Here is a 26,541-nt window from a genome sequence, read left to right on the forward strand (position 1 = left end):
AGTCTTATGTCTTACGTCTTTTAGCGCAGCGGTCTTAAATCTTAGACAGACACGACTAATATTTTATAATTCGACCCATTATTACCTGTGGCTATTTCTTTTGATTATCTTAATAACACGACTATATTCTACATCTGCTAAATTCCAGTAATACAATTTAGGATCGGTGGTGCTGGTAAACTGAACGACCACGGCATCTATATCTTTGTGATACTCGGCAATGCTTTGATAGCCGGGAACCCACCCCTTATGTTCATATTTATATATTGATGAATAAATTTTCTTTTCCTCTCCATCAAATAGGCTTCCATCATTTAATGCCCGTAAAAATATCCCCACATCTTCTGCGGTGGCCACCATTCCGATATCGTCGGTTTTTAAATCAAAAGGATGGCCTTTGTGATATCCGCTCATCATCTTATCCATATTAACCTGACGGACTGATGGGAAGGTGTTTTTTAAATCCAGTCGATCGAGGATTTCCTTTTGGATGAATTCAAAATGGGGGTAGCCCAAAACCCTATCCATGATTTCGGAAAGCAATAAATAATTGGTGTTGCAATATTCATATTTTTTCCCGGGCTCAAAATCGGCGGGATGGTCCAGGACCAATGCGAGTTTTTCCTTGTTGTTCTCTTTGGGGTGTGCCCAATAATCCTTGGTGTCGGTATAATTCGGAATACCACTACGATGCTGCACCATCATTTTTAGGGTGATCTTATTTGCATTTTCAATTCTTCCCGATAACTCCGGAAGATAATCGGCTAAAGTTTTGTCTAAAGACAACTGGCCGGCATTGACCAGTTTCGCGATTGCAACCGCCGTATAGAGTTTGTTTATACTCCCAATCTTGAAGAATGCATGCGGATTGGCCGGTATTTTTTTCTTTTTGTTGTGCCAACCCGCGGCATAGAATTCAGCCGGTTCGTTCGCTTTATCCACGTAAATGAGTATTCCAGCAAATCCATTTTCAACAGCTTCATTCGCCTGCTCTTGAATTGTATCGGGCAAGGGCAGTACCCAAGCTTTTACAACAATCCATGGCACAAACCACAACGAAACAAGGCTTCCCACAATAAGCACTATTTTAAACATGTTTTTTGCTTGTTTTTTTTTCATAACCTTCTGATTTACAGTCTTGCAATTTACCTTTTTCATTTTAATTTATAACGATTAAATGACCTTTGAATTGAAATTAATGTCCTGACCATCTGACAATTACGACTACTTTATAACCAATTATACGGCCTGCTTTTTTTTAATTCCCCGTACTGAAAAACTATCGCGACAAAATTGAAAGGCTGCCAAACACTAGACATTACGAATTAAAAATCCGATTACAACTTGTACGGTTTATTAATTTGGTTGAACGGGTTTTGACAACTGTTCTACCCCATTTTCTTTCTTGTTGAACTTCCATTTTAGGCCAAATAGCGGTCTTAGTATATTTATCCTTCTCAGGATAAATTCGTAAATGAGAAAGCAGAAAATAAAAGTAAATGCTAAAACACCTATAAACTTTAGAAGCGGATGGATTTTCAAGGGCAGAATAATAAAGGCACCCGCAAACAATACAGCCATGTGGATAATGTAAATGGGATAGGCCGCCTTGCTTAAATAGCTTAACAGTTTGCTCGGTTTGTTTAAATATTTATACCCTAAACCAAAAACCCCAAATATCCAGCAATTGGACTCTACAGTAGTGAGGTACATATTTGAAATATCCCCAAACCCTGTAAACCGAATGGCAAATAAAACTGTCGCTATTCCGATGTACAACCATTTCCATTTCGATACCGTTTTCCAAAAAGTTTCACCACTGTAAACAAATAGGAAACCAAAAAAGAAAGCCAGAAAACCTATAAAAAAGCCATGCCAGGTTTGGGCGTACAATTCAAATAATTGAGGTTTTACGATAGCTATTTCGAACATAAAGAAGACAGCCATTGATAATGGCCCCACGGCATAGCTCATGAGTTTGGAAAGTGCTTTTTTAAAATTTCCATTGTCATGTTTTTTCAAATAGAAGAAAAGGGGCGACAACAAGAGCACGTAACAAAAAATATTGCCCAAAAACCATAAATGGCCACTGCTTGCATAGTAACTTAAAGGCATGTGATAGAACTGCTGGAATAGGTAAATATGCAAAGGTGCTATAGCTACAAACCCAAAGGCAAATGGCAAGAGAATTCGTGTGCTGCGTTCTTTGAGCAATTGCTTCCAGTTTCGTTTTTTCATTGCGAAAAACAAGCCCATTCCCGATACATAAAATAACAGTGGGATTCGCCATACATTAAGCATCGTCATGGGTGCCCAAAGTCCTTCTAAGGAGTCATCACTTCTAATAAACCCAATGAACATCGCCCAAGGTTGGAATATTATAGCAATATGATAAATGAGCAAGAGACCAATGGCAATGACCCGTAACCAATCTATATCGTATCTTCTTTGTGTCTTCATCTCGATTGCTATCTACTGCAACATTATTGCAATTACGGGACGCGCTTTTTGTAACTCTTCCAAGTTTAATTGGAAGCCCATTGGTTTTAGCTGTTGCATAATCATCTCGTAAAACGGCTTGATTTCGGCAAAGTCTCCCATTACAGTTTCCCTGGGCGTGGCTCCATAATTGTTGCGTATGGTTTTGTCGGCCTTGGCGTCGATAAGCATTTGCACCATTTCTATTCGACCAAAGAATGCGGCGTTATGTAGTGCAGTGGAGCCGTCATTGTTTTTTATGGAGAGGTCTGCACCTGCCGCAAGTAACAGTTTGGCTATTTCAGGTTTATTAAAGGTGATTGCGGTCATTAAGGGGGTTGCGCCGCTCATCGCTTCCTTTTGGTCAATATCGGTTCCTGCTTCAATATGCTGTCTAACCGCTTCAATATTTCCAGATATTATTGCCGTTTGAATATCTACACTGGGTTTTTCTATTGTTTTTACTGCTTCGTTTGTATTTCTTGCAGTTGCTTTTTTATTGGATTGCGCACACGCGCTTGTTAAAAAAATAGCTAGTAATAGCATTGGAATTGTCATTTTAAACGAGGTAAATTTTAGTGTTTTCATAATATAAATTTGTAATGATTAATAATTAGATTTTTGTTGCCACAAATATCCGGCAATAGGCCAGTTGCCCGCAAACCCTTATGCAGCCTTATGTATCAAGTTTGTTGTAGGAATGAAAATTATGGCGCAGGAGTATAAATTATGACGCAAGTCTTGGTTTTCGCAATCAGAATTACAGATGGAAAGCCATAAAGCATTAAAATAAAATTTACTACTTTCGATAAGTGGAAAACGAGCTGTCCAACATCCCATACCAAGGAAAATTTATCGAGCAAGTTGAAGCTGCTGTCTTAGGGAATATCTCTAATGAACAATTTGGCGTTTCAGAATTGGCCGACCTTATGAATATGAGTCGTTCCAGTTTGTTGCGGAAGATCAAGAAACAAACAGGGCTTAGTGCAAGCCGGTTTATTCGTCAAGTGCGTCTTAAAAAAGGGATGGAGCTGCTGGAAGAAACGGAGCTTACGGTTTCTGAAATTTCATATCAAGTTGGGTTTGGAAACAATTCGTATTTCATCAAATGTTTTCGGGAGTATTATGGACATTCGCCCGGGGAAGTGAGAAAAAATGGTTTTGAAGAAGCCCCTATTTCAGAAAGTAACGAAGCAGAAAGTAAAGGAGATGCCCAAAACAGTTTTTTGGAACAGTACCGCTTGCACCTCCTTGTAACAATGGTTTTGATGCTATGCTTGGCGGCATTCCTGATTTTTCAAAATAGCACTCCCAATTCTGAAATAACGAATAGCCACATTACAAAGTCAATAGCCGTACTACCTTTTAAAAATATGAGCAGTGATTCTACTAATCTCTATTTTGTAAATGGACTTATGGAGGCGTCATTGAACAAGTTGCAAAAAATAAAGGATTTGCGGGTAATTAGCAGGACCTCGGTAGAAAAATATAGAAATACAGACAAGACCGTTAAAGAGATAGCAGAAGAACTGCATGTTAATTATCTGGTTGAAGGAAGCGGGCAACGCGTAGGCGACCAGGTTTTATTGAATATTCAATTGATTGACGCATCACGGGATACACCCGTGTGGGCCGAACAGTATAACCAGAAAGTGATAGACATATTTTCTTTGCAGAATGCCATCGCCAAAAAAATCGCAGATGCCATACAGGCCAAGGTTACTCCCGCGGAATTGGAACGTATCGAGAAAAAACCCACTGAAAACCTTGTCGCGTATGAATATTACTTAAAAGCCTTGGAACTTCTTCAAACAGAAACTAAAGAGGGGTTAAAAGCAGCCATTCCTTTATTTGAAAAAGCGATAGAAGCGGATCCACACTTTGCCCTCGCGTATTCCAAAATCGCTATAGCGTATTATTACCTAGATATTTACCAAGTTGAAAAACATTATGCGGATGTCATTAATTACAATGCAGATAAAGCCTTGCTTTACGACCCCAAGTCTGCGGAGAGCCTTATCGCCAAAGCTCTCTATTATATGGATATTAATGAGTTTCGATATGCAATACCCCATTTGGAAAAAGCCTTGGAGTACAACCCCAATTCATCGGCAGTGGTCAATATGCTTTCAAGTTTATATGCCAACACGATTCCAAATACCGCAAAGTCTTTGGAATACGCCTTGAAAGGGGTTCAACTCGATATTGCTGCCAATGATTCAATTGGTAAAAGCTATATCTATTTAAACCTAAGCAATGCCTTTATCCAAAATGGCTTTACGGAGGAAGCACTTAAATACATCAATTTAGCATTGGATTACAACCCCAATAATTATTACGCACCTTATCTAAAAATATACATTCAATATGCCAAGCACGAAAACCTCGATAAAACCAGGAAGTTGTTGTTAAAGGAATGGAAAAAGGATACTACGCGTTTGGATATCATGCAAGAAGTGGCAAAGCTTTATTATTTTCAGGAGAAGTATGACAGTGCCTTCTACTATTATAAAAAATTTGTAAAAGTAAAGGAAGAAAATGGATTGAATATATACCCGCAGGAAGACCTAAAGATAGGAATGGTTTTTGAAAAAATGGGTATGAAAAAAAGAGCTGAAGACTTTTATAAAACGTATGCCGCCTACTGCGAAAGTGACCAATCTATTTACCAACCGGCTAGTTTGGCTATGAAATACTTGCATGAAAACAAACCCGATCTTGCTATTGAACAACTAAAGCTATTTGCGTCAAAAAACAATTATCAATATTGGATCTTGTTGTTTCTTGAAAAAGACCCACTAATGAAGACCTTAAAAAACCATCCTGAATACGAAGTGGTTGTCCAAAAAATCAAAGATAGATTTTGGGAAAACAATAGGCAATTAAAGAAATCTTTAAAAGAAAAGGGGTTAATTAATTAGCGATTCAAATTCACGTAAAATCTCTCGCTTTACAAAATTTAACTTATGTAACAAGTAGCGTAATAAGTCATTAAAGTGTGATACGTATTTTTGTAAAATGAATACAACTTCAAAATCCATAGCAGTACAAGACATGGATCAGTTTGAATTGCCTTCATCAAAATTGGTCATAACCTATTCAAAAAGAAAATGCAATTTATCAGAAAATATAGTTCAAGGTGTACAGCCAGATCTCTTAATCAATTTCAATTGGAGCGATTATAAAAATGGCACAGACACGATGCTTAAAAGGCTTATTAAAGTCTTAAAACAATAGATGTATAACGGTTATGGTATGTAATGATAGACTTAACCCATTGAACGTGAAACGTAATTGTAATGTAAAAATTAGAGTGTTTAAAACTGAAGCAGATAACATGTACTACGGATTCTGATAAAAGTAAAAAAAGCAATGAACTCAATGGTTTTATATAAAAATGCCCCGCTATCTTTACAATAACGGGGCTTTCTTCTTTTTTATAAAAATTGGTATTGATTAATTTACCAACCGAAAAGCTTGTTTTGCAATCTCCAATTCTTCATTAGTAGGAATGACTAGAATTTTTACTTTGGAAATAGCGCTGTTAATTTCACGAAGTTCTTTAGATTTTGATTCGTTTTTAGTTTCATCCAAATCTATTCCGAAGAAATTCATATCCGTACACACAAGTTTTCGAATTACACTGGAATTTTCGCCAATTCCTGCAGTAAAAATAATGGCGTCTAAACCATTCAACGTGGCAACATAAGCGCCAATATATTTCTGAATACGGTAGGCGTTCATCGTTAAAGCGAGAATACAATTTCTATTTCCTTTTTCAGCTTCAGCTTCAATATCTCTTAAATCGTTGTGTCCGGTTAGGCCTAACATGCCACTTTCATTTGTGAGCAGATTTTTTACTTCATCCATATTATAGCCTAATTTGTTGACCAAATGGTAAATAACACCGTGGTCTAAATCGCCACTTCGGGTTCCCATTATTAAACCATTGGACGGGGTGAAACCCAAACTGTGATCTATACTTTTACCATCCCGAATTGCAGTCATACTACAGCCATTACCCAAATGAATGGAAATGATTTTAGATGATTTAAGCCCTAAATATGCAATCGCTTTTTCCGAAACATATTGATGGCTCGTACCGTGAAAACCATATAGCTGAATACCTTTTTCTTTGTAAAACTTGTTGGGAATTGCGTACTTATTTGCTTTTTCAGGAATGGTTTGATGAAAAGCAGTGTCAAAAACTGCGACTTGTTTCGCCATTGGGAAAAATTCTTCAGCAACAAGAATACCTTCTAGATTCCCCGGATTATGAAGCGGAGCCAAAGTAGCGTATTCTTGAATCTTTTGCTTCACTTGGGCAGTGATTTCAGTGGTATTAGAAAATGAATTTCCGCCGTGAACAACGCGATGGCCAACCACTTCAATATCACTGGTGCTTTTAATAACCCCTTTTTCAACATGAAGTAATAATTCCACAATTTTATGTAGCCCTTGTTTGTGCGTCTTTATACTGCTTGTTTCTTGAAAAGCTACGGTATTTGTTTTATATTTTAGAACAGCATCGGTATGGCCAATGCGCTCTACTAATCCACTACATATCAAAGCTTCGGAAGGCATTTCTATTAACTGAAATTTTATAGATGAACTTCCAGAGTTAATTACTAATATGTTCATAGGTGTTTGTATTTTAAATATCTTGAGCCTGAATTGCAGTAACAATAACGGTATTAAAAATATCGTCTGTAGTACAGCCACGACTCAAGTCGTTTACAGGTTTGTTTAATCCTTGAATTATGGGGCCAATGGCCAAAGCCTTAGTTTCTCGCTGTACGGCTTTGTAGGTGTTGTTTCCGGTATTTAAATCTGGGAAAACAAAAACATTTGCTTGTCCGGCCACTTCAGAGTTTGGCATTTTTGTTTGTCCAACGGCAATATCAACTGCAGCGTCGTATTGAATGGGCCCTTCCACTTTTAAATCGGGTCGTTTTTCTCTGACGATTCTTGTTGCATTTCGCACACTTTCTACATCTGCACCAACGCCAGACGTCCCTGAAGAATAAGACAACATTGCAATTTTAGGTTCAATGCCGAATGCCCGACTGGTTGCAGCGGAAGAAATAGCAATTTCAGCCAATTGTTCTGCTGTGGGATTCGGGTTTATTGCACAGTCTCCGTACACCGATACACGATCTTCCAAAAGCATAAAAAACACCGATGAAACAATTGAAGCTTCCGGTTTGGTTTTTATAAATTGAAGCGCCGGTAGAATGGTGTGTTGTGTAGTGTGTTGCGCGCCAGAAACCATACCATCTGCATCGCCTTTGTAAACCATCATCGTTCCAAAATAAGACACGTCTATCATTAAATCTTTCGCCATTGCAAGATTGACATTTTTGTGTTTCCGAAGTTCAAATAGGGTTTTTGCATAGGTTTCAAAGTGACGAGATTCACTAGGGTTTACAATATTAATTTTATTCAAATCCAGCGTAATATCTAGTGCCGCTATTCGTTCTTCTATTTCCTTTTTATCGCCAAGTAAGGTGATATTTACTGCATCTAAATCAATCAATCGTTTGGTTGCTCTTAAAATACGTTCATCTAAACCTTCGGGTAAAACAATGTGTTTTTTGTTGGATTTTGCCTTTTTCAATAAGTTATACTGAAACATTCTAGGCGTAATTCCATTTGTTTTAAACGTAATTAGACGTTCTACCAAAGCATCTACTTTTACATATTTTTCAAAATCTTTTATAGACGTAATTATCTTTTCGGTATTTTCGGCATAAATCTGCGATTTTATTCTTCCCAAACTATTGGTAACGGAAAACGTTCCTCCTTCAACTGAAATAATAGGAACCACTTCTGAAAGCCCTTCAATTAGCTTAATAATGGAAGCTTCGGGCACGAGACCTGCAGTAAGCACGATACCAGAAATGGCGGGATAGTTGTCTGAAATATTGGCCTGCAAAGCGCCTAAAATAATATCGGCTCTATCGCCGGGTGTAATTACCAGCGCATTTTCCTTTAAGTGAAGCAGGTAGTTATGCAGTTGCATTGCGCCCACACTGTAATTTCCTGCTTGATTGTTGATAAACGGTTCACCAAAAAGAACCTTTGCACTTAAGGTATCTACAATTTCTTTGATTGAAGGGTTTGCCAAAACAGGGTTTAGCGGAATGGCATTTACAAGTACTTCCGAAGGCAGGTATTTTTCAAGTTCAGTTATTACGAGTTCCTGATTTTTTGGTTCTACTTTATTGGCAATAACCGCCAAAACTTCAACAGCTTTATCTTTAAAGGAATCGAAAGCCATTTGTAATCTTCCTACAAACTCATCTAAGGTTTTACCTATTCCGCTAGCCAAAATAATTGCGGGAACACCAAGATTTTTTGCAATTAGTACATTAATGTCGAATTCCTTAATCGTTCCTTCCCCCGTAAATCCAGTACCTTCAATAAGTACAAAATCAAAACGCTCTTCTAAGGCTTTATACTTTTCAATAATTCTACTAATGATTTCGCCGTCTTTGTTTTCATTTGTTTTCTTAATTACTTCGCTTCGTTTAAAAGCATAAGCATCTTCAAAGTTTATATCTAAATTGAAATAAGTTGATACGGTATTGATATGGTTGTCTATTTCTCCTGGCTTGAAATCATCAATGATAGGTCTAAAATAGCCCACTTTAGCCGCTTTTCCCAATAGCGATTGCATTAACCCAAGCGAAATTATAGACTTACCACTGTCCGGTTCGGTGGTGGCAATGTAGATGGCTTTGTTCATTTTTTTAATATTTATTCAAAAATAAGCACAAATATATCTTCGTGACAAAATCTTGTGCGAAATGAAAAATTTTATTCAAAAAGTAAAGGTAGTGTTGATTGAGAATAAATTAAATGATTTGCGTCATACCCTGTTGGGAAATATCAAATTTTATGCGTTGGTTTTAAGGGAAATTTTAAGAAGTGAAGCTGGCACTTGATCATTGAGAAAAAAACATACAGTTGAAAACAGAGGTATTAAGGAATAGAATCTATTATTTAAAATATGAAATTCAAGAGAAGCAATTATAGGAGGAATCGATTAATTGTAATTCAGAAAGTATTAAATTCAATGGAACACGGCCAAAAAAAAATAAATCTATTGATGTCAAAGTCGTTTATGTCAAAGGACAAAGAACTCAATGAATGAAAGATAAATTAATAAGGCTGTCTAAATTGATTGTAGACAGCCTCTCAGCTATTTAGGATGGGAAAAGGAAATTTTTATTTTTTTACGATGCGTTTTATAAAATTATCTCCTTTGGCATTTTTAATAGCAACAAAATAAATACCACTTTCTAAATTCCGGATGTCAATTTGCTTTTCTGCAGCGTGTTTCATCACTATTTGTCCAATTGCATTATAAATATGGATTGAAACAATTTCGTCGCCATTATTCTTTATGTTAATAAAATCTTGCGCAGGATTGGGATAAACAATAAATGAATTTGAGTTTTGAGAAATATCAGGGGTTTCCAGTGTGCCGAGGTCTATTGTATATTTGATAAGTCCTAAGTCAAAAGTACTTAAATAAACGTCTACGCTATCTTCTTGAAAAAGGTAGCTCATACTCAAAGAACCCACGTGAGCAATGGCCTCAAAAGGTACCTCAATCCATGTCTCCCCTCCATCGGTAGTATAGATTATTTGCGCATCAATGGGATCTCCAAATAACGGTTGTCTGGTCATTCTAGATGCTACCGCGTGCAAATCGTTGAATTGCGAATATGTCATCTTTCTTAAATTGTGCCCTTGATAGGTTTGAATCCAATTTTCACCTTGATCGGTTGTTTTAAATATTCCAGAATTTGTAGCAATGCTATATTCATTATTATGAAATGGGCTTTGTTCAATATCGTAAATAACATTATCTCCAGTTGGTAACCCATTACTCTTTTCCACCCAAGACAAACCACCATCGACAGACTTGTAAATTTTAGCGCCAGCAGCCATATAAACTAAGTCTGAATCATTTTCGTCAATAAATACATCTAACATGGATTCGGTTCCGGGAAGAGCGACTGGAGTTACAGCAACGTTATTTAAATCAGTAAAATCAATTATAACAGGTCCTCCCACTTCAAAGGATGCCCAAACAATATTCGAATTATTGGGGTCTTGGTTCACGCTTCTAATTTCATCAAAAAAGTTTACAAATAATGGATCGTAATTTCTTCCAAAATCTGAGCTTACTCCCAAAACCGATCCTAATGAAGAAGGAGTATATTTATATAAACGACCAATCGTATTTTTCTCCACGTGGTAAAATGGTGGAGGATTACTACTAAATACTCCTAAAGGCACAATGTCAAAAGACTCAACTTCATTGGTCTGTAAATTTTTATGAATTATTCCTTGTTGCGCTTCAAAATACAAATGAGTTTCTGAATCGCTTTGAATTCCCGTAAAAGTTGATGAAAGAAAAGGGTTGGGCAGTTGGGAGAAAGTGGCACCATAATCTGTAGATAAAAGTGGGTAAAAGTTACTATTGATAAACACCTCTCCTTGTTGAAACGGACTAAACGAGGCATTGAGCCCATAAAAATATCCATCAGAAGGGCCAATTGGATGTACATATTTTTCAAAGCTTTGCCAATCATCTTGGGTAACTACTATTTCGTTCTCTTCTAAAACCATAACTGTATTGGGGTTTTGAGCGTCAAAAACAATAACATTTATTACATCTGAAATACCCGCTTCCCAAGGAATAGGGATAATGTTCCAAGTATCTCCACCATCAACTGATCTGTATAGATTCTCTGATTGACCTCCGTAACCAACATCATCAGTTCCTAATAAAATTATGTCGCTGTCTAGAGGATGAAAAGCTATAGCTTTAAATGTTGTTCCAGGCATTTTTTCCTCCCACGTTTGACCGGCATCATTGGAAATAAACAAACCCCCAAAGGTTCCTGTAGGACTATTTCCTCGGGCGATGAATAATTTCTGGGGATTAGTTGGGCTAATTGCTACATTATTAGGAAATACAGAATCATAATTTTCGGGTAGATAAACCTCTGTCCAGTTCTGCCCGCCATCATTGGTGTAGTACACAACTTCGCTGTCAAAACGGCCTACTCTATAACCAAAATGCAACATAGCTACGAATGGATCTTGCGCGTAGACTGAATATGAAACCATGGAAATATTTTCGGCACCTATAGGAATTGGAGCTGTATATTTTATAATGTCTCCACTTCCTGTATCTAAAAAATACAAGCCATTGTCTTCCAAGGTAGTTGGAGACTGCACCATAAAACTCAAAATTCCGGCAAAAACAAATTTTAATTTTTTAAATCGACCTGAATTTCCAGGCATGCTATAAATAATCTCCCAAGTTTCTCCTTTGTCATTTGATTGAAGAATATGATTATTCAGACTAAGCGCATAAAGTCTATTCTCCACATTTGAATCGAATGTAATGTCGAATATCCTACCATAATTACCGTTGCTATCGAAAGTAATTTGTGATTGAACTGTTGAATTACAAAAAAGCACTATAAGCACCATTATAATTTTTGTGATAATTTTCATATAAAGTTTATTTTAAGTTTGGCTCAAAACAAACTATAAGCATTAGGGGTGGCAAAAATTAAAACATAAAAACTGTGACATATTTAGTTAAATGTGTGACTTCAAATTAAAATCCTGATATATAGTTAAATAGATCAGACCCGTCTCTTAAATTCATTTTTTTAGAGATACGTTCTCTTCGTTTTCTGCAAGCTTCATAAGTAATGTTAAAAACAGTTGCTATCTCCTTATTTGTTAATTTCATGTACACATAGCAGATAAATCGCAGATCATTTACATTCAAGTTAGGGTGCTTTTTTTTAATGGCACTTATAAATCCCTGATTTACCTCTTCAAAATGATCGATGAAATTTTTCCATTCTTCTTCGGAACGTACCAATTCCTTTAGTTTTTTAATATACGCCTTCATATTTCCATTCTGCTGTTCCGTCTGTGTTTGTTGTTCTAAATCATCAATAATTGATTGAAGCAACTCATTTCGCTGAATTAAATGGAGAGCTTTTGCAGAAAGTTTACGGTTGCGGAAACCAATTTCATTTTTAAGACGCTCTTCTTCCAAGAGTGCCCTTGTTTCTTCTTCATTTAATTTCTTTTCCAACAGGAGTTTTTCACTCTTTTCCTTTTCCAGTTCCAAGGCCATAACTTCTTGGTTTCGTGCATGAATAATTCTTCGCTGTTTAGCTTGTATATAAATAGTACGTAAAGCCAAAGCAATTAACAGAATTATAAGTATAGCTGCTCCCAGAAGCACACGGAAGGTTTTTTGATTCGCTTCCATTTCTTCTTGATTATTCATTAATTCATTTTGGTAATTTTGAACTTCGAATTTAACTTGGTTTGTTTCAAAAAGACGGCCATTCTTGATTTCATTCCATTGGTGGGAAACGGATAAAATAGAATCTTTTGCAACAAGTGCAAGTTGAAGCTTACCTGTTTTAGTATATATTTTTGATAATTGGTGAAAAGCATCTAATCGTGCTTCTATATTATTTGAATACTGCAACATTGCATTTGCCCTCTCCACGGCCAAGGGCATATCGTTTTCATTGTATGCTATTTTTGAAAGCAGTAACAACACATCTGTCACCAAATCTTTTTTATTTTTAGTTCGCAAATCTGGTAGAAGTAAGAGCAACCTATCCTTTGCCTCTTTATAAAACCCTGAAAGAACTAACGTTTCCGCCAGTCCAATAAACGCCTGTTGTTTCATCCTAGGAGACTCTTCTAATAAAGGAATTGCCTCTTCAAAATAGGCTTTGGCTTGATTAAATTTGCCAGATCTGTTTGTGACAAGACCTAGATTTACCGCATATAAGCCCCTTTTTTTTTCCTCATTATTTTGGATCGCTATCACATAGGCTTTCTTGAAATATTCATAGGATTTATCATATTTTTCCTCTTTGGAATACAAAATTGCAATATTGTTGAGGACAATCATTTCGTATTTGCTATCCAGCTCCTTAATAGCAATAGTGTAAGCTTCTAAGTAACTATCCAAAGATTCACCATAATCATATAAAGAATAATAATTTGCCCCAATATTGTTAATGGCTAAAAATCGCTGTTTACTCCAATTGTTTTCCTTTGCCAATACTTCGGCCTCTACTAACAATTCAAGAGATTGGGTATATTTACCTTCATACAATAGTCTCACTCCTTCGTTTATTAGATTATCACAATAAGCCAGTCCCTTATCTTGAGCATTCGTTAATCCTGAGAATAACATCAAACCTAAAAACATCACTATTTTATTAAACATACTCGCATTTTTTGAGGAATAAAAAAGTTTCATAATTCCAAACCTAAGGTTTTTAAAACCATTAGAATCCTTTGTCGTCTCACTTTATAGGAAATCCTTACACCTCTAATATTTGTTAAAATATATAAAAGACCCAAATTTTTGGTATTGATATAAGTTTTGCGGAGTAGCGATTAAAAATTATTTGAAATAATACTGTTAAAAAGTTTCAGGAAAATTAAGTCTTCCCTATAAAAATAGTGGCCATTCAACCTTTTTTCGAAATGTAAGTCACTTGAGTTTAATCAAGGAAATTTATTTGAACGTATATAATACTTCAATTTTAGTTTGAAATATGTTGTACCAATCCCTAAAGACTTTCTGTAATTGAATACATGCTAAACATTCTTGTAACCAAATTTCATTTTTTTAATCCAATAAACAATACCAATGTATTTTTAACTTAATTAAAGAACTATGAAAACAAAATTATTATTACTAATCTTTTTAGGATTTTTAACGGCAAACGCACAAAACACCTATAATTTAGACTGGGTGATGGGAATAGGAAGCAACGTAGATTTAACAATTGATCAAGGCGATACTGTAATTTGGACGTGGGGAGATAATGCACCTCATACCGTTGAAAACGAAGTGGGAAACTCAGTAGAAACTTTTAATAGTGGCGTGCTTTCTGGAATGGGAGAAACCTATGCCTACACTTTTACCGAGGTAGGCGACAACAGATATTTTTGTGGAATTCACGGTGCAAATAACATGTCGGGTACTATTACCGTACGAGAAGTCTTGGGTGTTGAAGAAAATAATTTAAGTGCAATAAGTATCTACCCAAATCCATCGTCCTCAGTAATAAATCTGGAGATTCCACATAACATTCTATCTGGTCAAATAACCGTGTTTAATGTGTTGGGAAAACAAATCTATTCCGATGATTTTGAACCAAATTCTAAGATTTCAATAAACATTACAAATTGGAGCACAGGAAGTTATTTTCTAAAAGTAGTTTCTGGCGAAAACGCAATAACCAAAAGATTTGTTAAAAACTGATTTCATTTAAAACCAATTTTACTGCAAATTTTCTGAATGTAAATTAAAATGCCTGCTTTTGTGAAAATTTCGGTTTCCGGCTGCCAGGAATTTTTGCGCTACTGAAAAGAGTTGTTTTTACCCCTTGTTTAGAAATTGTCACAGTATTTTGGAAATACGTCACAGTATTTCGAAATTATAACAATGGAGCCTGAAGCAGCAGTATTAAATTTGCCGTAATTAAAATCAAAATATTATGAACAAAATTCTATTACTTCTTTTTATTTTTACTGGTTTAAACCTTTCATTTTCACAAGAACCCATTATTGAAGGAGACATAATGTTATGTCCCAACACCAACGGGACAGCTACGGTTATCAATCAGAGTTATGACAGCTATCAGTGGTATTCTAAATATTGGTTTACTACAGAAGAGTTTGAGCCCATTCCTGGTGCCACGGATGCTTCGTTTACTTACGATTGGTTTACCTATGATCAATCGTTATTAAAAGTTGTGGTAACATTAGGGACTGACACTTTAGAGTCTAATACAATTCAAATTGACAGCTACGCTTGGACTCCTTTGATAATAATTCACGATATGAATGAGTTTGTAAGAATTGACCCAGACTCCAACCATATTATTTTATGCGAAGGGGAAAGCTTTAACAATACGATTGGCAGTCCCTACAACACCAACATACAATGGTATAAAGACTACGTTCCAATTCCCGGGGCAAATGACACGTCTTATTTAATCACTGAGCCTGGAACCTATTACGTAGAAGGAGCTCCAGATTTCTGCCCCAATGTTATAAATAGTACTATAAATACGCCCTTTGTTGTTGAAATTGATACAAATTGCGCGCTAAATATTAATGAACCCAATATGCTACAAGACGTCGTTAAAATATATCCCAACCCAGTGTCTCATTCACTTCAATTAGAAATTGGTGCCGCTGTAGCAATAAATAAATACAGCATTATAGACCTCACGGGAAAAACGTTAGTGACCAATAAAACGAACTTTACAGATTCAGCGACTATCGATGTTAGTAGGTTATCGAATGGCTTGTATATTTTATTGTTAGAAAGTGAAATTGGAAATTCCATTCACAAATTCGTTAAAGAATAACTGTGTAATTAAAGAATGTAAAACCTAATAAAGTAACGGGAGCTTGAGGGCTCCCGTTTTTTAAATAACACTTGTAAGTTTAGATACCTCTTTCATTTAATTCGTTGAAATATTTTATAATCACCATTTAAGCTAGCTTCTTTTATTTTAGCAGAACGTTTTAATTTATAATATTGCTTCGGTCCTATTTAGTTTATTTCATCAGTAACTTCCCCACAATTTAGCATGGAAGCGCCAAAGTACGGGATGCGAATTTCTTCGTCCGTACTCAACCAAAATGCGCCTACATCGTTATTGGCCATAGGGCAGTAATCCACATAAACTTTTTGATTAATGCCGAAGGTTTTTACCGCATGTATTAAATGAGCCGAAAGATGTACAAAATGCTCGCGTTGTATTTTAATGTCTGAAGTTTTTGAAATTGCATCGGCAGCATTTTTTAATTCTTTTTTCAGGCGCATCCATTGGCTGTGGGCTGGTTCATCTTTTAGCAACTTCATATCAACGTTATTGATGCTTTTAAGTAAAGCGCTGGCGGCAATTTTGGGCGTTTCAGCGTTGTCATTTACCAAAGCTTTTTCTATGGTCATATAATCATCAAAAACTGTTTTTAGTTGGGTTTGGAATTTTTCGGGAACAGTTATCCGTTCAACTTGTGCTAAATGATTTGTTGCATCTATTTCTTCACTATTTTCAGTATTCATCATACTCTTTTTACCCTGTAATTGGGCTGCTGCATCTACTGTAAAAGTACCATTGGCAACAACTTCTTCGCCATTTGAAAGTCCATCAACAATGGTGTAATTATCGCCATTTTTTGAACCTAAAGTTACTTCGCGCATTTCAAAAACGGGTTCGTTCGGATTGGTTTTTACGTAAACCAACGATCGGCTACCCGTCCAAAGCACCGCAGATGCTGGAACTGTTATCTGCGACGTACTATCATTAACTTTTGAAATATTAACTTTGGAAGTTACAAACATCCCTGGTTTTAAAATTCCATCATTATTGTTTAAGGTAGCTCTTACTGAAACGGTTCTGGACTGGGTATTTAAACGTGGATCTATAAATGAAATCGTTGCTTCAAATTCCTTATTGGGATACGCATTTGTGGTAACCGTTATTTTTTGTCCTTCTTTTAGTTGCGAAATTTGGTTTTCATAAGCATCAAACACAGCCCAAACTGTTCCCAAATTACTGACTTTTACAATGGGTTGTCCTTGCTTAACATAGTCGCCTTCCTCCGCCATTTTTTCAGAAACCGTTCCCGAAACCGTCGCATAAATGGGGAAGTTTTCGCGTACTTTTCCGGAGGTTTCAATTTGAGAAATTTGGCTTTCTGAAAGCTTCCACAATTTTAATTTATTGCGAACTGCTTTATATAATCCGGGCTGCGATTCCTTCATAGAAGCAGCGGTTAAAAGTTCCTGTTGTGCTGCAACGAGTGCCGGCGCGTATATGGTGGCCAATAATTGACCTCTACGAACCTCTTCCCCCGTGAAATTGACATTCAATTTTTCTATTCGTCCTTCAAAATAACTGGCTTGTACGGCATTTGCTTCTTCGTTGGGTATAATTTTACCGGAAAGCGACATTGTATTTCCGTCCGTTGCCGAAGCATTTCCAACAATAATTGTTTGAATATTTGCCAAGGCCATTGCATTTTCAGACATTTTAATTTCGTTTAACGCTAGACCGTCTGCGCCTGCCGTTGCGGGAATTAAGTCCATCCCGCAAATAGGGCAATCACCCGGTTCGGGTTGCATAATTTGAGGGTGCATGGAGCAGGTCCACATTTGCGGTTTTGCATCGGCATGTTCTGTGTGATTACTACTCGTACTTTCTGAAGAGGTCCCAAAAAGAACGTAGCCAAAAACCAGCCCTACGGCTAAAACGGCTATGTAAATGATGTATTTTTTCATAATAATTTATTTTAAATCCCAACAGATTTTGAAAACCTGTTAAGTTTGGATTTCAATATTATTTTTCAGCTTCCAAGCGCTTTATATATTTTTTCATTTCGGCAATTTCCTTTTCTTGAGCTTTTATAATATCGTCTGCCAGTTTTCGTACTTCGGGATCTTTTATATCGGCTCGTTTACTGGTTAAAATAGCAATGGAGTGATGCGGAATCATAGCTCTCATATAAAGCACGTCGCCAATAATGGGCTGCTGAGCCCTTACCAAGGCTAGAGCGCTGACGAATAGCATTAGGCTTCCCAATAAAATTGCAATATTTTTTTTCTTGTTTTGATACATTTTACGCATAAAAAACCACATAATTACCGCCATTGCTGCAATTCCTAAACAAGTCATATAAAATCTAGTTAGGCTAAAATACACGTGGTCTATTTCATAGGTATTCAAATACATTGTGATGTACATTGCTATAAACGAAGCCGTAAGCATCAGAATAAATTTTGTGTAATTGTTGTTTTTTGAGTTTTGGTTTGAATTTTTCATAATTTTAAATTTTAAAATTGATTAATTTAATTCTCTACTGTTAGATATTGAATAATACTATTTTGTAGGTAGTAGGCTGCTATTGCTTCAATTCTATTTATCTGAATTTTTAACTGCAATTCCTGCACATCTAAAACTTCATTAAAATTGATGGTGCCCGTTTCATAATTCCTCAACAAGATTTCGTTTGCATGCTGTGCCTGTTTTAGATTTTTGTTTTGAGTCTCCAAACTTATTCGCGCCGCGTTTCTACTTTTAATGGCCGATTGCAACTGCGTCATTAACAAGTTTTGAGAAGCTTGCTTTTGAATTTCAAGCTCTTCAAATTTCAATTTGTTTTGCCGCGTGACAGATTTATATTTTTTATTGAATATAGGAATAGAAAGCGTTGCCATTGGCATTAGCATATTTGGCGCCTCATTTAAAAACATATACTGCATTCCTATTCCAAAGTCTGGAGCGCTTTCTTTTTTGTTGAGAATATCCGCTTGTGAAACCACCTCATTCAACTCATTAAATTTTGTTATTTCGGGATGGAGTTGCAATTTGCTGAAATCTATTTCAGCCTCTTCATCTGGAATTGTCAAGCTATCGGTGATTGAAATATCAACAATTTCCTCTCGGTTCATTATCTTATTAATAGCGGTGAGTTCCGCCGAATAATCCTGCTCGAGCACTAATTTTCGTTCCTTTAAATCGTTCTGGCGCATTTGCAATCTCAGTACCGAAACTGCAGAAGTCTGCCCAACCTCAACCGAAGTCAACGCCAACTTTTCATAAACTTGTAACAGTTGAATATTGGAATCCAACACTTGTTGCTTTTTAGCTATTTCGTATAAACGATAATAGGATTGCGACACAGCCATTGCGACTTTTCTTTTGGCTATTTCTATTTCCACAAAATCTACATCGGCCATTGCTGAGGCATATTTACTGCGTGCGGAAATAGTTCCAAACCAGGGAAGCATTTGCATCACCGAAAATTCACCCTGCTGCATCATCGGCATTTCGGTTTTACTAAGCGTGTATCCCCCTGAAAATTGGGTGTCTGGTAACGCGCTGGTTTCCCACACCTTTTCTGAAGTAATAGCGTGTTGTTTTTCAACTGCTTGAATATTGGGATTGTTTCTTACAGCCTCATCAATGAATGTTTCCAGTTGTTGACCTTGTGCAGACCAGCTCAAAAATATTAGCGAAAAAAGAAATATACTTGCCATGCCAAATTTCGGTTTTCTCGAAACAAATGATATTTTTAAATTTGAATTCATTTCTAGCTTGCTTTAAGGGTTTTTAATTTATTTTTCAATTTTGCTTCTTTTCTCCAACTGAATAAAACTGGAACTACGAAAAGTGTAATCAAAGCAATCAACATCCCACCAAAACTGGGGATAGCCATTGGTATCATTATATCGCTTCCGCGTCCGGTGGATGTTAAAATTGGAAGCAAGGCCAAAATTGTGGTGGCGGTAGTCATTAAAGCGGGACGTATTCTTTTTGTACCTGCTTCAACTACCGAAGTACGAATTTCATTCACGTTTTCTGGGTCGTTCTTATCAAAAGTTTGGGTGAGATAGGTGGCCATTACCACGCCGTCGTCGGTAGCAATTCCGAAGAGCGCAATAAACCCTACCCAAACGGCAACACTTAAATTGATGGTGTGCATCTGAAACATTTCGCGCAAATTTTCTCCAAAAAAGGTAAAGTTTAAAAACCAATCCTGTCCGTAAAACCAAATCATTAAAAACCCACCCGCAAAAGCTACCGTAATTCCTGAAAATACAATCAAGGAAGTAGCTACCGAACGGAATTGGAAATAAAGAATCAAAAAGATTATCCCCAGCGCCAAAGGCACGATCACCGAAAGTGTTTTTTCTGCTCGTATTTGGTTTTCGTAAGTTCCCGTAAAATGATAACTTATCCCTTTTGGCACTGTGAGCTCTCCATTGGCAATCTTTTCTTTGATCAAGGCTTGGGCATTTTCTACCACATTTACTTCTGCATACCCGTCCAGTTTATCGAATAAAACGTGTCCCAATAAAAAGGTATCCTCGCTATTTATCATCAGCGGTCCCTGCTCATAGCGCACATCTACAAGTTCGCCCAATGGTACAGGATTACCATTTTCCACGGGTACGTAAATATGTTTTAAATCGTCAGGATTTGCGCGTAGTTCGCGTGGGTATCGCACCCGCACTTGGTAGCGTTCCCTACCTTCCACGGTTTGAGTGAGTGGCATGCCTCCTACCGCAACCTGCAAGATTTGCTGCACATCTTCAATAGAAACGCCGTATCGCGCAAGACGATCTCTATTTATATCAATTAAAAGGTAAGGCTTGCCAACAATGCGGTCTGCAAAAACAGCTTCTACTTTTACACCTTCGGCCTGCTTTATAATCTCTTCCAATTCTATCCCAAAGGCTTCAATCTTCCGAAGATCTTGCCCTTTCACTTTTATTCCCATTGGCGCGCGCATTCCTGTTTGTAGCATCACCAACCTTGTTTCAATGGGTTGCAATTTTGGAGCAGAGGTTACGCCAGGGATTTTGGTTACGCGCACGATTTCATTCCAGATATCATCGGGAGATTTTATTTCGGGTCTCCAGTTTCTGTAAAATTCGCCGTCGTCATCTTTTATCAAATCCTTTTCTGTCACATCGAGCGCAGTGGAGATGGTCTTTCCGGCTTTTCGAGCGTTCTCGACTGCACTTCGACTACGCTCAGCAGAACCGCTCGAACTGACATCGCTATTCGGATTTTCAACCAAACTTCCGTCTTTAAGTACGAATAACCCATCCTCATTCACCTTAAATCTTTGGCGATTCCCGTCTTTATTCAGCGCGTATTCTGGCTTATATTGAATGATATTTTCATACATAGATAGTGGTGCGGGGTCGAGAGCTGATTCTGTCCGACCTGCTTTCCCAACAACGGTTTCAATCTCAGGAATTCCCGCCACGGCCATATCCATTTGTTGTAGCACGCGTTTATTTTCCTCTACGCCCGAATGGGGCATAGAAGTTGGCATTAGTAGAAAGGAACCTTCATTTAAAGAAGGCATAAATTCCTTGCCTGTGTTTTGCCAAATTAAAATACCGAAGACCACAATTAGCGTGGGAATAGAAAGGAATAATAGCTTGTTATGAAGTGCCCACCCAAGAATCCGAGTGTAATAACGTTGGAACAACCAGAATATGGCTAATAATCCAAAACAGATTAATCCCACAAATAATAAATTCCAGAATATACTTTTATCAACTCCAAGTGGGCGCCAGAATTCTGCCAATAAAAATACAACGGCCAAAGCTGAAATAAATATGTTTACAATATTGGCACGTTTGTCTGAAAGTATAAGTTTAGCTGAAATTTTGGAGGCAATCTTTTCATCTTTTAGCAGCCCAGTAATACCGAAACCAATTAGAATAATCCCCAACCAATATCCAAAGACGATTGCTGTAATTCCTAAAAGGACTAATAACCCATTGATAAGATTAGCAGTTACTTTTCGTAAACTTCTTCTTCGGAAGAAATAAGCGGCAAACGGCGGAATAAGAAAGAGTGCTACCATTAAAGAAGCGACAATTGCCATTGTTTTAGTAAATGCCAAAGGCCGGAATAATTTTCCCTCCGCGCCAATCATTGTAAATACGGGAATAAAACTAATTATTGTGGTTAGCACTGCGGTGAGAATGGCGCCCGAAACCTCAGCACTTGCATTATAGACCACTGTGTTAATGGGCTGTTTTAAACCAGTTTCGTTATAACGTACCTCCTCTTCATCGAGATGCCTTATTATATTTTCGGTGAGGATAATCCCAATATCTACCATGGTTCCAATTGCAATTGCTATTCCGGATAACGCCACAATGTTGGCGTCTACGTTAAAGAACTTCATTGCAATAAAAACCATTAAGACCGCCACCGGCAAAAGGCCCGAAATAAGTATGGAGGCTCTTAAGTTAAAAACCATCACGATTATCACAAAAATCGTGATGAGTATTTCTAAGCTCAATGCTTCATCAAGCGTGTTTAAAGTTTCTTGAATAAGTATAGAACGGTCATAGAATGGAACCACAGTAAGTTGCGAAATTGTACCATCTGAAAGTTCTTTTGAAGGTAAACCAGTACTGAGTTCAGCAAGTTTTTCTTTTACGTTGTTTATAACTTCCATTGGGTTTGCGCCGTAGCGAGCTGTAACAACTCCACCTACAACCTCTGCGCCTTCCTTGTCCAAAATTCCTCTTCGGGGCGCAGGTCCCAAACTTACATTTGCAATATCTTTAATTCGTATTGAAGTATAATTTTCTGAGGTAACAACGGCGTCTTCAATATCGGCAACAGATTCTATATATCCCAGACCCCGCACCAAGTATTCCACTTGATTAATCTCCATTGTTTGGGCGCCAATGTCTTTATTGCTTTCTTTAACTGCTTTTACAATTTCTGCCAAGCTAACATTGTATTGGCGCATCAACTCAGGTTTCACATCAATCTGATACTCCTGCACATACCCTCCAATTGACGCTACTTCAGAAACCCCACTTGCCGAAGAAAGTGCATATTTTACATAGTAATCCTGAATGCTCCGCAATTCGTGCAGATCCCAGCCTCCGGTAACATTGCCATCTTTATCGCGGCCTTCCAGCGTGTACCAGTAAACTTGCCCCAGTCCGGTGGCATCGGGACCCAGAGACGGATTTACTCCTTCGGGAAGCAAGCCGGAAGGTAATGAGTTTAGCTTTTCTAAAATCCGGCTGCGGCTCCAATAGAATTCTACGTCTTCTTCAAAAATGATGTAGATGCTCGAAAAGCCAAACATTGAAGAACTGCGAATGGTTTTCACACCGGGAATTCCCAGTAGTGAAGTGGTAAGTGGGTAGCTTATTTGATCTTCAATATCTTGTGGGGAACGACCTTCCCATTGGGTATAGACAATTTGTTGGTTTTCACCAATATCGGGAATGGCATCAACCGCCACTGGATTGGTAGGTAGAAAACCAGTATCCCAGTTAAAAGGCGCATTTACAACGCCCATACCTACAAATAGCGCGAGCAACAAGACTGCCACCAGCTTGTTCTCAATAAGAAATTTTATGCCTTTATTTAGCATGTGTATTGATTGTTAAACAGTTAAACATTGAATAAATATCTGAATGGATCAGAAAATTAAATACAACAAAGTAGGCCCAGAATGACGATGATCATTGAGCTAATCTTTCCGATAGTTATCGGGAACTGTTTAAAATCAAATTAAATAAGTCTCGTGTAGCTTTTGTATATCCCGTATGAGAAAGGGAGGATTGTAATTTTTAAAAGGAATGATATTAGAATCAAAACCCTCAAAAAGATTTAGGTATGAATAGAAGAAAGTAGCAACAAAAGTTTGTTGCTCAAAAGATAATGTGTCAAATGATAGTTTTAGTTCGTCCTGTCCTTCAATAACAACTTGTTTGTCTGAACAACAAGAATCATCTGGAATTGTATTTTCACAATTATTCTCGGATTCCGATTTTTCCATTCCACAAGTTTTCACATTCTGAACAACAGAAAAATCAACTAAAGCGTCTCCACAATAATGCATATCTACAGTAAACGACATAGTGGTAAATAGCACCAATGTCGCCAAAGCAATAGAAATTGATTTATGGAAAAATGACTTCATATTATTGCAAATTTAGTAAAAATGTTTCTTTCTTTAAATTATACATTTAATAATTAATTGTTAATACGAAGGAAGTGAATTAAAAAAAAACAATATAAAAAGCTCATTTCAATATTATTACATCTCAAATTATTTTCGCAATTTCAAGAACTTGTGCGATTTTCGAATAATTTCATCTTAAAATTTATATTTTCGTTATAAGAGAAGTCATATTTAAATATATTTCTGAATCCGTTTAACATATTTCAGTTTTACCTTACAAAAAACCGCTTATTATGAGCAATTACCACATCAAAAATTTAGAAGAATATTTTCAAGTTTATCGAAAATCAGTTCGCGATCCAGAAAATTTCTGGGAAGAAGTTGCAGAAGAAAACTTTTTGTGGCGCAAGCGGTGGGATAAGGTGTTAGAATACGACCTGTCTAAACCGGAAGTTTCGTGGTACAAAGGCGCAAAACTGAACATTACGGAAAACTGTATTGATAGACATATTTACAGCCGTGGCGACAAAACGGCCATTATTTTTGAGCCTAATGATCCATCAGAAAAAGCTGAACACATTACATACAAACAGCTTCACGAACGCGTTTGTAAATTTGCGAACGTTTTGCAGGATCACGGAGTAAAAAAGGGCGATCGGGTTTGTATCTATTTGCCCATGATTCCTGAATTAGCCATATCGTTACTAGCCTGCGCGCGCATTGGTGCCATCCATTCTGTGGTTTTTGCAGGGTTTTCTTCAACGGCACTTCACACTCGTATTAACGATTCAGACTGTAAAATTGTAATTACTAGCGACGGGGCGTATCGAGGCAATAAAACAATAGATTTAAAAGGAATTGTAGATGAAGCCTTAGAATCTTGTCCAAACGTAAATACCGTTTTGGTAGTAAAACGTATTAATAGCGATATACATATGAAACCCAAGCGCGATAAATGGTTACAACCTTTATTAGACGAGGCTTATCACGATTGCGTTCCTGTGTTAATGGATGCCGAAGACCCATTGTTTATTCTATACACTTCTGGTTCAACTGGAAAGCCTAAAGGGATGGTGCATACTACCGCAGGCTACATGGTCTATACCGCTTATACGTTTAAAAATGTTTTTCAATATCGCGAAAACGACGTTTTTTGGTGTACTGCAGATATTGGCTGGGTTACTGGCCACAGTTATATTGTGTACGGACCATTAGCCAATGGAGCCACAACCGTTTTGTTTGAAGGCGTTCCATCGTATCCAGATTTTGGACGATTTTGGGAAGTGGTTCAAAAGCATAAAGTAAATCAGTTTTACACGGCTCCCACTGCGATTCGTGCCTTAGCGAAAGAGCAATTAGGTTTTTCGGAAAAACATGATCTTTCCTCTCTCAAAATATTGGGTAGCGTTGGCGAACCCATTAACGAAGAGGCTTGGCACTGGTACAATGACAATATTGGAAAAAAGAATTGCCCCATCGTAGATACGTGGTGGCAGACCGAAACAGGCGGCATTATGATTTCGCCAATTCCCTATTCCACGCCAACTATACCCACCTATGCCACGCTTCCGCTACCGGGAGTGCAACCCGCATTAATGGACGAAAACGGCAATGAATTAAAAGGAAACCTAGTTAGTGGTCGTTTATGCATAAAGTTCCCTTGGCCGGGAATGGCACGAACAATTTGGGGAAACCACGATCGGTACCGCGACACCTATTTTTCAGCATATAAAGACAAATATTTTACAGGCGATGGCGCATTGCGAGACAGCACCGGCTATTACCGAATCACTGGCCGTGTGGACGATGTAATAATTGTTTCTGGCCACAATTTGGGCACGGCGCCAATTGAAGATGCCATAAACGAACATCCGGCGGTGGCAGAAAGCGCAATTGTTGGTTTTCCGCACGAAGTAAAAGGAAATGCGCTATACGGATTTGTAATTTTAAAGGAATTTGGCGAAACCCGTGTACACGATAATCTACGCAACGAAATAAACCAGATAATCACCGAACACATTGGTCCAATTGCCAAATTAGACAAAATTCAATTCACTACAGGTTTGCCCAAAACCCGAAGCGGTAAAATAATGCGCCGCATCCTTAGAAAAATTGCCGAAAAGGAAACTGGCAATCTGGGTGATATTTCAACGCTTCTAAACCCAGAGGTGGTACAGGAAATTATGGATGGGGCCATTTCATAAAATCGGTATTTTATTCGGTGTGAAAAATTCGAAAAATAATAACTGAGAAGAGAAAAAAGCACACACAGAAAGGGTTCCGTGGATTTCGTCAAATTTCAATATTTATAAAAAAGAGGTGTAAAAGTTTTAATTAGCCACTCTCTAATTCTCCTATTTTAAAGAATCTACTAATTTTTAACAGTCATTAAATATTTAGCAACATTTTTGATGGTAAGAGCTGTATTTTATAATATTATGAAATGAGTTAAAATATTATCGAAATAAATTAGTTAATTTTTTAACAATAACATATCTT

At 37.2% G+C, this 26,541-nt stretch carries 18 protein-coding genes; 6 read left to right on the forward strand and 12 right to left on the reverse strand.

Annotated features, from left to right (window positions below):
- Window positions 1-81 precede the first annotated feature (81 nt).
- The 3 genes from K8089_RS02170 to K8089_RS02180 form a co-directional block, all read right to left on the reverse strand.
- The gene (locus K8089_RS02170; protein ID WP_237601632.1) at window positions 82-1,119 is read right to left on the reverse strand and encodes a serine hydrolase domain-containing protein; all 1,038 of its coding nucleotides are present in this window, start codon (window positions 1,117-1,119) and stop codon (window positions 82-84) included.
- A 237-nt stretch (window positions 1,120-1,356) separates the two neighbouring features.
- Window positions 1,357-2,460, reverse strand: coding sequence for an acyltransferase family protein (locus K8089_RS02175; protein WP_237601633.1), 1,104 nt, complete (start codon window positions 2,458-2,460; stop codon window positions 1,357-1,359).
- A gap of 12 nt (window positions 2,461-2,472) precedes the next feature.
- Window positions 2,473-3,066: an ankyrin repeat domain-containing protein gene (locus tag K8089_RS02180; RefSeq protein WP_237601634.1), complete on the reverse strand. Its 594-nt coding sequence runs from the start codon at window positions 3,064-3,066 to the stop codon at window positions 2,473-2,475.
- A gap of 224 nt (window positions 3,067-3,290) precedes the next feature.
- On the opposite strand from K8089_RS02180, the gene K8089_RS02185 reads away from it, so the two are divergent.
- Both K8089_RS02185 and K8089_RS02190 read left to right on the forward strand, forming a co-directional pair.
- Window positions 3,291-5,399 carry a helix-turn-helix domain-containing protein gene (locus K8089_RS02185; RefSeq protein ID WP_237601635.1) on the forward strand — a complete coding sequence of 703 codons (2,109 nt, stop codon included), beginning with the start codon at window positions 3,291-3,293 and terminating at the stop codon, window positions 5,397-5,399.
- A gap of 97 nt (window positions 5,400-5,496) precedes the next feature.
- Window positions 5,497-5,715, forward strand: coding sequence for a hypothetical protein (locus K8089_RS02190; RefSeq protein WP_237601636.1), 219 nt, complete (start codon window positions 5,497-5,499; stop codon window positions 5,713-5,715).
- A 219-nt stretch (window positions 5,716-5,934) separates the two neighbouring features.
- Here K8089_RS02190 and K8089_RS02195 read toward each other — a convergent pair whose 3' ends face one another.
- Together K8089_RS02195 and pta are read right to left on the reverse strand one after the other, a co-directional pair.
- Complete coding sequence (locus K8089_RS02195) at window positions 5,935-7,119, reverse strand: acetate/propionate family kinase (RefSeq protein ID WP_237601637.1); 1,185 nt, start codon at window positions 7,117-7,119, stop codon at window positions 5,935-5,937.
- 13 nt (window positions 7,120-7,132) lie between these two features.
- Complete coding sequence (pta, locus tag K8089_RS02200; RefSeq protein WP_237601638.1) at window positions 7,133-9,226, reverse strand: phosphate acetyltransferase; 2,094 nt, start codon at window positions 9,224-9,226, stop codon at window positions 7,133-7,135.
- Window positions 9,227-9,287: 61 nt separating this feature from the next.
- Between pta and K8089_RS02205 the strand changes: the two genes are divergently transcribed.
- Entirely contained in the window at window positions 9,288-9,425 is a 138-nt protein-coding gene (locus K8089_RS02205; RefSeq protein ID WP_237601639.1) for a hypothetical protein, read from the forward strand.
- Between the two features lie 283 nt (window positions 9,426-9,708).
- Here K8089_RS02205 and K8089_RS02210 read toward each other — a convergent pair whose 3' ends face one another.
- Both K8089_RS02210 and K8089_RS02215 read right to left on the reverse strand, forming a co-directional pair.
- Complete coding sequence (locus K8089_RS02210; protein ID WP_237601640.1) at window positions 9,709-12,018, reverse strand: T9SS type A sorting domain-containing protein; 2,310 nt, start codon at window positions 12,016-12,018, stop codon at window positions 9,709-9,711.
- 106 nt (window positions 12,019-12,124) lie between these two features.
- Window positions 12,125-13,777, reverse strand: a complete 1,653-nt coding sequence (locus K8089_RS02215) for a tetratricopeptide repeat protein (RefSeq protein WP_237601641.1) — start codon at window positions 13,775-13,777, stop codon at window positions 12,125-12,127.
- 456 nt (window positions 13,778-14,233) lie between these two features.
- Between K8089_RS02215 and K8089_RS02220 the strand changes: the two genes are divergently transcribed.
- Both K8089_RS02220 and K8089_RS02225 read left to right on the forward strand, forming a co-directional pair.
- A complete protein-coding gene (locus K8089_RS02220) occupies window positions 14,234-14,824 on the forward strand; it encodes a T9SS type A sorting domain-containing protein (protein WP_237601642.1) in 591 nt (196 codons plus the stop codon).
- Window positions 14,825-15,059: 235 nt separating this feature from the next.
- Entirely contained in the window at window positions 15,060-15,938 is an 879-nt protein-coding gene (locus K8089_RS02225; RefSeq protein WP_237601643.1) for a T9SS type A sorting domain-containing protein, read from the forward strand.
- 188 nt (window positions 15,939-16,126) lie between these two features.
- Here K8089_RS02225 and K8089_RS02230 read toward each other — a convergent pair whose 3' ends face one another.
- The 5 genes from K8089_RS02230 to K8089_RS02250 all read right to left on the reverse strand — a co-directional run bounded on the left by K8089_RS02230 (window position 16,127) and on the right by K8089_RS02250 (window position 24,060).
- Window positions 16,127-17,860 (reverse strand): efflux RND transporter periplasmic adaptor subunit, encoded by a 1,734-nt coding sequence (locus tag K8089_RS02230; protein WP_237601644.1) that lies wholly within the window; start codon window positions 17,858-17,860, stop codon window positions 16,127-16,129.
- 58 nt (window positions 17,861-17,918) lie between these two features.
- A complete protein-coding gene (locus K8089_RS02235) occupies window positions 17,919-18,401 on the reverse strand; it encodes a DUF305 domain-containing protein (protein WP_237601645.1) in 483 nt (160 codons plus the stop codon).
- A 26-nt stretch (window positions 18,402-18,427) separates the two neighbouring features.
- On the reverse strand, window positions 18,428-19,669 hold the full coding sequence (locus K8089_RS02240; protein ID WP_237601646.1) for a TolC family protein: 1,242 nt from the start codon (window positions 19,667-19,669) through the stop codon (window positions 18,428-18,430).
- A 2-nt stretch (window positions 19,670-19,671) separates the two neighbouring features.
- The gene (locus K8089_RS02245) at window positions 19,672-23,508 is read right to left on the reverse strand and encodes an efflux RND transporter permease subunit (RefSeq protein ID WP_237601647.1); all 3,837 of its coding nucleotides are present in this window, start codon (window positions 23,506-23,508) and stop codon (window positions 19,672-19,674) included.
- A 135-nt stretch (window positions 23,509-23,643) separates the two neighbouring features.
- Window positions 23,644-24,060: an HYC_CC_PP family protein gene (locus K8089_RS02250; RefSeq protein WP_237601648.1), complete on the reverse strand. Its 417-nt coding sequence runs from the start codon at window positions 24,058-24,060 to the stop codon at window positions 23,644-23,646.
- A 275-nt stretch (window positions 24,061-24,335) separates the two neighbouring features.
- Here K8089_RS02250 and acs point away from each other — a divergent pair, with 275 nt between their 5' ends.
- Window positions 24,336-26,246 carry an acetate--CoA ligase gene (acs, locus tag K8089_RS02255; RefSeq protein WP_237601649.1) on the forward strand — a complete coding sequence of 637 codons (1,911 nt, stop codon included), beginning with the start codon at window positions 24,336-24,338 and terminating at the stop codon, window positions 26,244-26,246.
- Window positions 26,247-26,541 lie beyond the last annotated feature (295 nt).

It is taken from the genome of Aequorivita vitellina (genome assembly GCF_022008365.1).
GTDB classification, from domain to species: domain Bacteria; phylum Bacteroidota; class Bacteroidia; order Flavobacteriales; family Flavobacteriaceae; genus Aequorivita; species Aequorivita vitellina.